Annotated in this window: 8 protein-coding genes; 5 read left to right on the top strand and 3 right to left on the bottom strand. The window is 42.8% G+C overall.

Features of this window, described 5'->3' with window-relative positions; genetic code table 11:
- From glsA to WAM07_RS15590, 3 genes are all read left to right on the top strand, one after another.
- Positions 1-722, top strand: a 722-nt coding sequence (gene glsA, locus WAM07_RS15580) for a glutaminase A (RefSeq protein ID WP_422168295.1), incomplete at its 5' end; no start/stop codon positions are given.
- 16 nt (positions 723-738) lie between these two features.
- Positions 739-1,185 (top strand): DUF4385 domain-containing protein, encoded by a 447-nt coding sequence (locus tag WAM07_RS15585; protein ID WP_422168297.1) that lies wholly within the window; start codon positions 739-741, stop codon positions 1,183-1,185.
- Positions 1,186-1,268: 83 nt separating this feature from the next.
- Entirely contained in the window at positions 1,269-1,601 is a 333-nt protein-coding gene (locus WAM07_RS15590) for a hypothetical protein (protein WP_422168298.1), read from the top strand.
- A gap of 75 nt (positions 1,602-1,676) precedes the next feature.
- Here the strand turns inward: WAM07_RS15590 and WAM07_RS15595 are convergent, their stop codons facing one another.
- From WAM07_RS15595 to WAM07_RS15605, 3 genes are read right to left on the bottom strand one after another with little or no spacing between them, the layout of a single operon-like run.
- Positions 1,677-2,663, bottom strand: a complete 987-nt coding sequence (locus tag WAM07_RS15595; RefSeq protein WP_422168300.1) for an NAD(P)/FAD-dependent oxidoreductase — start codon at positions 2,661-2,663, stop codon at positions 1,677-1,679.
- 15 nt (positions 2,664-2,678) lie between these two features.
- A complete protein-coding gene (locus tag WAM07_RS15600; RefSeq protein ID WP_422168302.1) occupies positions 2,679-3,689 on the bottom strand; it encodes a FecCD family ABC transporter permease in 1,011 nt (336 codons plus the stop codon).
- Positions 3,686-4,741, bottom strand: coding sequence for a FecCD family ABC transporter permease (locus tag WAM07_RS15605; protein ID WP_422168304.1), 1,056 nt, complete (start codon positions 4,739-4,741; stop codon positions 3,686-3,688). The genes WAM07_RS15600 and WAM07_RS15605 overlap by 4 nt, the downstream gene beginning before the upstream one ends.
- A gap of 193 nt (positions 4,742-4,934) precedes the next feature.
- Between WAM07_RS15605 and WAM07_RS15610 the strand changes: the two genes are divergently transcribed.
- Positions 4,935-5,903, top strand: a complete 969-nt coding sequence (locus tag WAM07_RS15610; RefSeq protein WP_422168306.1) for an iron-hydroxamate ABC transporter substrate-binding protein — start codon at positions 4,935-4,937, stop codon at positions 5,901-5,903.
- An 848-nt stretch (positions 5,904-6,751) separates the two neighbouring features.
- Positions 6,752-7,754: GAF domain-containing protein (locus tag WAM07_RS15615; protein WP_422168307.1), on the top strand; the 1,003-nt coding region annotated here is incomplete at its 3' end.

Raw genomic sequence — 7,754 nt, forward strand, 5'->3', positions numbered from 1 at the left:
CGCTGCAGGATTTTGGCAAAGATCGTGTTTTCCAGACAGTGGGTATGGAACCGATGGGGGATTTTTTTAATTCCATTAGCCAGCTTGAATCCTACGATACAAGCAAACCCTTTAATCCGATGATTAATGCAGGTGCTATCGCTATTGCTGCTCTGATCAAAGGAAAAAGCGTAGAAAACCGGTTTAACCGCTACTTTGATTTCCTTAAAAAAATTACAAATAATAACGAATTGCAAATGAGTGAGGAAGTGTACCATGCGGAACGTGCCAATAGTGCCCGTAATCGTTCTCTCGCTTATTTTATGCAAAGTACAGGAACGCTCGTTACCAGTGTGGACGATGCACTCGAACTATACTTTCGGATGAATTCGGTCATGATGTGTTCGGAGGATTTTGCGCGCGTAGGCGCATTCCTGGCAAGAGGTGGAATGACTTCCGAAAGTAAAGAACGATTAATTCCTCCTCATCACCTTCGCACTGTGAAAGCTATTATGATGACCTCAGGTATGTATAACTCTTCAGGTCACTATGCTGTAGAAGCTGGTTTTCCTTGTAAAAGCGGAGTATCTGGCAGTATTATCGGTGCTATTCCTGGACGAATGGGGATTGGTGTCATTGGACCAGCCATCAGTCCAAAAGGCAACAGTACAGCAGGCGGAGCCCTCATAAAAAAACTGTCTCAGGATCTGGAATTAAATATGTTCGGAATAGAAAATACGTAATGAAGGAGAGGTTGCTTTGCCATTCGATTATTCGATAGACTTTAAAAATACAGATTTCCGTAAGAATCCGGACAAATATAGAGTAGGCCGGGGAGAACAGGGCGTCCTGATGGTCGAACCCTACAAAGGAGAGATCCTCCCCCACTGGCGCTTTAAAACTCCTGAAATAGCAAGGGAATCATCAGATAAAATTTATCAAATGTTCTTAGAATACAAGAAAAATGAGGACTTCGTCGGCATGGATATGGCCCGGAAGTTTCTACAGATGGGATACACCCGCTCCCGCCGCTATGCGAATTATAAAGGCGGTAAAAAGTACGATGAAAACGGCGAAATTAATGAACGGGATATTGATGAAGAAAAGGCAAAATCTGCAGAGATTTTCGAGGAAAAGTGGATCCTGGCAAGGGAAGATGAAGAATATTTGAAGAAGAAAAAAGAACACCAGAAATCATACGGTTAATATTGACTTTTCGCGCGGGGAAACATAAGCTATCATTAACCCGACTAATAAGGTCGGAATAATGATGCAGAGGGGAGAAACGAGTGAAACTACTCTCACTTCGGATGAGCCTTTTCTTTATGCTCACTTCTTGGATTTTAGGCTTTTATTTTATTTCCATCTTATATACGCCAACAATTATTATCCCCTTACCTAATCACTTTCTATGGACAGACGAATACAAAGGGGCGTTAGGATTGACTACCATCCTCACAATTCTTACGATCCCATTAATAACCTATTATTTTAAAAAGAGAAAATCCTTTGTTCCTACTCGAAAATGGTCTATAGCATTTCTGATTAACCTTACCGCCTGGCTTCTCACAATTAGTGCTCAATTGAAAATCGTTGCCTATAATCTGGGCATCTGCCATTAAATTTCCCCTAATTAAAAACCAAAAATGAAAGATTTCACGGGAAAAGGTTTCTCTCATCTTGGGTTTTTATCCGGATTAATCTTTCGCATGCTTATAAATAACCGTACTATACACCTGCGCTTTTGCTTTAGGATCCAGGTACATGGCTGCACTATTCACGGCTGTCATTGCTTCTGAAAATCCAGAAGCGATCAACATTGTCTTACTTGGATAAATAGCCGCGTCACCTGCTGCAAAAACCCCATCGATAGATGTGCACATATCCGTACCAACAGGAATCCTTCCTTTCTCTGTTTCAAGGCCCCAGCTTTCATACAGGCTTTTCTCTATATTCAGTCCTTCATAGACTAAAATGTGCTCAACATCCAATTCGGTTCCGTCCTGTAAAGTAATTCCTGTGAGCACTTGCCCGTCACCTGCTAACTCTTCTACCTTCTGATTCCTATGAACGTGAACGGATGACTTTTCAAGAGTTTCTATATCCTGTTCATACACCGCCTTAAATTCTTCGCCACGGTTAATTAAATGTACTTCCTCTGCAATTTTTTCAAGCGCAAGCGCCCAGTCGATTCCAACGCGGCTTTGAGAGATAACAGCTGCTTTTTTTCCAGCGTACTGATTTACGTTTTGAATAGTATAGTGAATGCACCTGTCATCATACTGACTACTGCCCTCTACCTGAAGAGGTTCCATCTCGAATGTCCCCATACCTGAGGCAACAATAACCGTTTTCGAGAAATGCTGCTCACCATTGGCTGTTGTCAGGATAAAAGATCCATCCTCCTGTTTATCAATCGTCCGAATCTGTTCGCCTGTAACGATAACAGGCTGGACACTTAACGCCTGGTTTTCCACCTCGGTCACGAGATCTTCTCCCCGGACTCCGAGAAACCCTCCTACATCATAAATCTTCTTTTCAGGGTAGAAGAAAGCTACTTTCCCGCCCAGATCCTGGTGATATTCGATGACTTTTGTTTTTAAACCGCGCATACCACTGTAAAATGATGTATATAAACCTGTTGTTCCTCCGCCAATAATCGTTACATCAAACATTTCGTTCATAATTGGTCTCCTCTTCTAATGGGTTTTCATTAGTAAATATATAAAGTAAGGGGTGCTCACAATGGTTACTACGATACCAACCGGTATTTCGGCAGGAGCGATCAAGTTCTTTCCTACTGTATCCGCTGCTAGCAAAATCAGTGCACCTATTAAAGCCGTAACAGGTATTAACGTCTCGTGTTTTGGTCCCATCAATCTTCGAGCCAGGTGAGGGGCTACCAGTCCAAGAAAAGCAATGCCGCCACCAGCAGCTACGCATAAACCGGCCAGTGCAACAGCAAGCGCCAATAAAACCCTGCGTTCCCTTTCCACGGCTGCTCCCAGACCTGTCGAAATCTGATCGCCAAGATTCAAGATATTGAGAACTGACGCTTTGTACATAGCATATACGGTCAACAAAATGATCCACGGAGCCAAAGCTGCGACAAAGTCCCAGTTCCCTCCCCATATATCCCCAGCAAGCCACACCATAGCCTGTGTGAAATCCTGAGGGTTCATCTTCACTTGAAAAATAATTAAAGCTGCGCTGAATCCCGAATTCACCCCGATACCCACAAGAATTAACCGAACAGGATTAATTCCTTTTTTCCAGGCTAATAGGTAAATCAGGAAAGCAGCCAGAAAAGCCCCTGCCAGTGCAAAAAGGGGCATGGCGTAAATACCAAGGCCACTTAATTTGGACATCGAACCTTGAAAAAAGAAAATATAGACAATAATAGCAAAACCGGCTCCTGTATTAATTCCAAGAATGCCCGGATCCGCAAGGTCATTACGTGATACCCCTTGAAGAATGGCGCCGGAGACCCCGAGGCCTGCACCGATCAGAAGAGCAAGCACCATTCTCGGCAGACGGATATCAAATAACACCATTTCCTCCGTGCTGCTTCCACTCCCAAGAAGCGTACGCATGACTTCCATTGGAGCTATGTTGACCACACCCATGTTTAAGCTGAATAGAAATAGCAAGAATATACTAGCCCCTAATATAGAGACAATCCAGCCAAAGCGTCTCTGCTTTTTATTCATTCCATCCCCCTCCCTTCTCCACGAGCAAGGTAAAGGAAGAAAGGAACACCAATACACGCCGTGATGGCTCCTACAGGTGTCTCAAAAGGAGCGTTAACGAGCCGCGCTCCAATATCCGATAACACAAGAAGCAATCCTCCTAGCACAGCCGATACTGGAATAATCAACCGATAGTCCGTGCCTACTAAAGCCCGGGTCATATGAGGAATAACTAAGCCAACAAACCCAACCGTCCCTGCAACAGAAACAGCAGCTCCTGTTAAAAGAAAAACAACCACAATTCCTAAAGACTTTACGACGAAAGTGTTTTGCCCGAGCCCTTTGGACACGTCTTCTCCTAAACTAAGGATTGTGACCGCTCTTGAGAGAAATAATGCGAGTGTTAAACCTGCAATTCCAACAACTAAAAGAATTTTCACAGACAGCCAGTCTGTCGCCGTTAACCCTCCGGCGTACCAAAAACTCATTTGTTTGGCCACCTGAAAATGAAGAGAGATGGCAGAAGATAAAGAACTCAACATTCCACCTACAGCCACACCGGCAAGGGCAAGTTTTACAGGAGTCAAGCCGCCTTTTGAAAAAGACCCTACACCGAATACAATAAGTACGGCGAGTCCCGCCCCTATGAAAGCTGAAATGGTCATCCCAAGATTCGTCATAGACGGGAAAAAGACTAACGCAATGATAAGAGCAAATGCAGCCCCGTGCGTAACACCCATAATCGAGGGAGAAGCCAGCGGATTTCTAGTTAATCCCTGCATAACAGCCCCTGAAACAGCAAGAAAGCTGCCCACTAGAGCAGCACCAAATGCACGAGGTAAACGCAGTTCACGTATGACCTGATGATTTGTGACTTCTGGATCAAAAGCGAATATAGAGTCCCATACCGTTTTTAATTGTATATCGGTTACCCCTAAAGAAACGGATAATCCAAGAGACAGGAATAATCCAGCAATAGCCAGAAAAAATACAAGTCCAGCCTGGAAGAACTTTGAGGTTAATCCTTCTATATCTTTTTTATCATTTTTATTTCGCACAACCTCTTCGCTCACGGCAGTAAACCCTCTCTATCACTAGCATCAGTTTATGTATCTATTTAATTAAAATTGAGAATCATTATCACTACGTATTATATCGATAATATTCTAGTAGTTCAAGTCAGGTGCGGCAGGTTTCACCTTGACATTTCCAATGAAAATGATTATCATTATCGATGTATTAGAATATCTTTTTAGGAGGAAAGTCATGCTTAGATCAAAGTTCCTTTTGTTATTCAGTCTATTGATCATGCTTACTGTAGTAACGGCATGTAATAATAATGAAGACACTACGTCCTCTGAAGAAAACTCTTCAGACCAAAATCAAGGTGAACAATCAAACGAAGAGCGAACGTTGACTCATGAGATGGGAGAAGTAACCATCCCTTCCAATCCTGAACGCATTCTCGCCCCTTACTTAGAAGATCCTTTAGTAGCTCTTGGAGAACAGCCCGTGGCACAGTGGTCGATTGGTGACACAGTTCTCGACTACCTACAGCCTCAATTAGAGGGAGTTCCAAAAATAGCCTGGGATCTGCCATTAGAACAAACCATTAACCAGGACCCGGGTTTAATCTTATTCAGCGGTCCATCCGCTCTGCAAAATGGTACGTATGAAGAATACAGTGATATTGCTCCAACCTACGTCTTCAGTGAAGAAAACAGTTCGGATTGGCGCAAGCAATTAACCCAAATGGGCGAAATTCTTAGTAAACAAAAAGAAGCCGAACAGGCACTGGCTGATTTTGATCAAAAAGCAAAGGAAGCTAAAGCAAGTCTGAAAGAGTCCATTGGTGACGAGTCAGTAGCATTCGTATGGGCTTCAGGTGAACAATTCTACGTTTTCGAAAATACTCGTTATGGTGCAGAAGTCCTGTACAACGACCTTGGCGTGACCCAGCCTGAATTTATTAAGAACCTTCCGGAAGCCGAAGCACAGTGGAATCCAATCGCATTAGAAAAACTAGGGCAGATGGATGCCGACCATGTCTTTTTAATTGCTCAAGAGGGAGAAGCCGGGTTGGAAATTCTTAAAAATAGTTCCGTATGGCAAAGCACTCCCGCTGTTGAAAAGGACCAAGTCTATCAAATGAACGAACCTAGTCACTGGACCATTGATGGCGTAATTGCCCACGGCATGACTATAGATAAGGTTACAGAGACACTAACACAATAAAGAATGAAAAAAGTGTAAACGTAGATGTTTACACTTTTTTATTGGTTCTGTTAAAGGTTATATTCAATTTTAATCAGAAAAGTTATTACACAACAGGGCCGGATTGTTGAAGACTCAGTTTCGAGATACTTTTATGACAAGAAAGGTCCTGCGGGGGATGATTCGCTTTCCGCGGGCATGTGCTGAGCCTCCTCAGTCTTCGACTTCCGGGGTCTCACCGATCATGTTTATCCCGCAGGAGTCTTCATCATCCCCCTCCGGACCTGGCCAAATCAGAAGCTCGAAACCACTTCAACCATCACCTGCATAATGAAGTATTAGACCATGTAGTTAGGATATAACGACCCACACAGCCCGTCATGATAGCATTCCCTACAGATTACAGAGGAGAACCATTCTCTTCTGGAAGGGTCCGTTCGCAACATTATAGTTGGGGTGGTGGGGAAATGATGAGACTCCCATGGGAGAAGGGACTAGGTGAGATCCCACAGGGAGTGAAACGAGCGAGGAAGCTCACCGTTCCCCCATAGGAAAGCGATTTATTTCCCCACCAGCCCTTGTCCATCTAACGTAAAGGACCCATTTATCTCGAAACTGAGTCTTCAAGTAATGGGAGCTTTCCTTAAATAAATACTCAAATTTAGCAGATTTGTTCATTACGATCCATCCCCCTTTTTGTCCTTTTACCCTAATCGAATCCTGATACTATATAACTGTATAAATAAGTAATTCAGATGTGACTTTTGACCCTTTTTGTAACAGAGAACACATTAAGTTAGGTCCTAAAGCAGGAGGTTCGTTTCAGAAGTCGAACAATATCATAATATGACGAGTATGGAGGTTATGAAATGGCTGAAGAACAAACTAGATATTCTCGCCTTGCGCAAATTACCAAGCTTATCAATACCAAGCTTGATTTGCGCGATGTTTTAGAGCACGTCGTAACAGCCATATCCGAAGAAATCACACGCTGTGATTCCGTTGGGATTTACCTGCCACAAGAAGATGGTACCTATAGAGGCTACGTCGGGAAACCAGCTCTTATAAATGGAATGACACTTGATATGCATATTGTAGATCCAGAATATGATCAACTTGCAAAAGAAGTCATCGAAACGAAGAAAACCATTTACATTCCTGACACCTCAAAAGACACTCGTCCTGATTCAAGGGCGGTAAATGCGTTCAAAATTAATTCGTTACTTGTGGCCCCTATATTCTATGAAAATGAACTTTACGGATTGGTATTTTTATTCGACTATGGAATTCCTATGGATTTGACCGATGATGAAATAGAGTCCATCAAAGCTTATGTAAATATGGCTGCTGTCGCTATTCGAAATGCCACTAATTTGACCCGTAAAGAAGATTTAATTGAAGAAAAGCAGCTATTACTGGATGTAACCCGCGAACTCTCACTCTGTTCTTCTCTTCAAGAAGCCATTGACAAATGCTTCTATTACTTAAGTAAAGTGTTAAAAAACAATAACATCGGCGCTCATTTCCTTGATCCCGCAGCTGAGTTGCAGATGAAGCCCGTCAGCTTGAGTAAAAACAGTGACTGGACAGAAGATGATTGGAAGAACACACACCAGCAACTAAAGGTTGATTTTACAAATGATGCTGCTTTCCGCGAGGTTATAGAAAAGAAACATTCCATCATGATTCCTGACGTTACCATAGATTCAAGACCGAACCATGAGGCATGCACGCGATTTGGTATTAAAGGATTATATATGATCCCCCTTGTAGCTGTAGGAGAAGTACTTGGGACCATAGCAATTGTAAATTTACAAGAAAAAGGCTATACATATCCTCGTTATGTTCGCCAGCTTGCTGAATCCATAGTGG

Origin of the sequence: Halobacillus sp., assembly GCF_049282395.1 — a bacterium.
GTDB lineage: Bacteria > Bacillota > Bacilli > Bacillales > Halobacillaceae > Halobacillus.

Coding starts and splice junctions, on each gene's coding strand:
- WAM07_RS15610 (WP_422168306.1), top strand. CDS start 4,935: ATGCTTAGATCAAAGTTCCTTTTGTTATTCAGTCTATTGATCATGCTT.
- WAM07_RS15595 (WP_422168300.1), bottom strand. CDS start 2,663: ATGAACGAAATGTTTGATGTAACGATTATTGGCGGAGGAACAACAGGT.
- WAM07_RS15600 (WP_422168302.1), bottom strand. CDS start 3,689: ATGAATAAAAAGCAGAGACGCTTTGGCTGGATTGTCTCTATATTAGGG.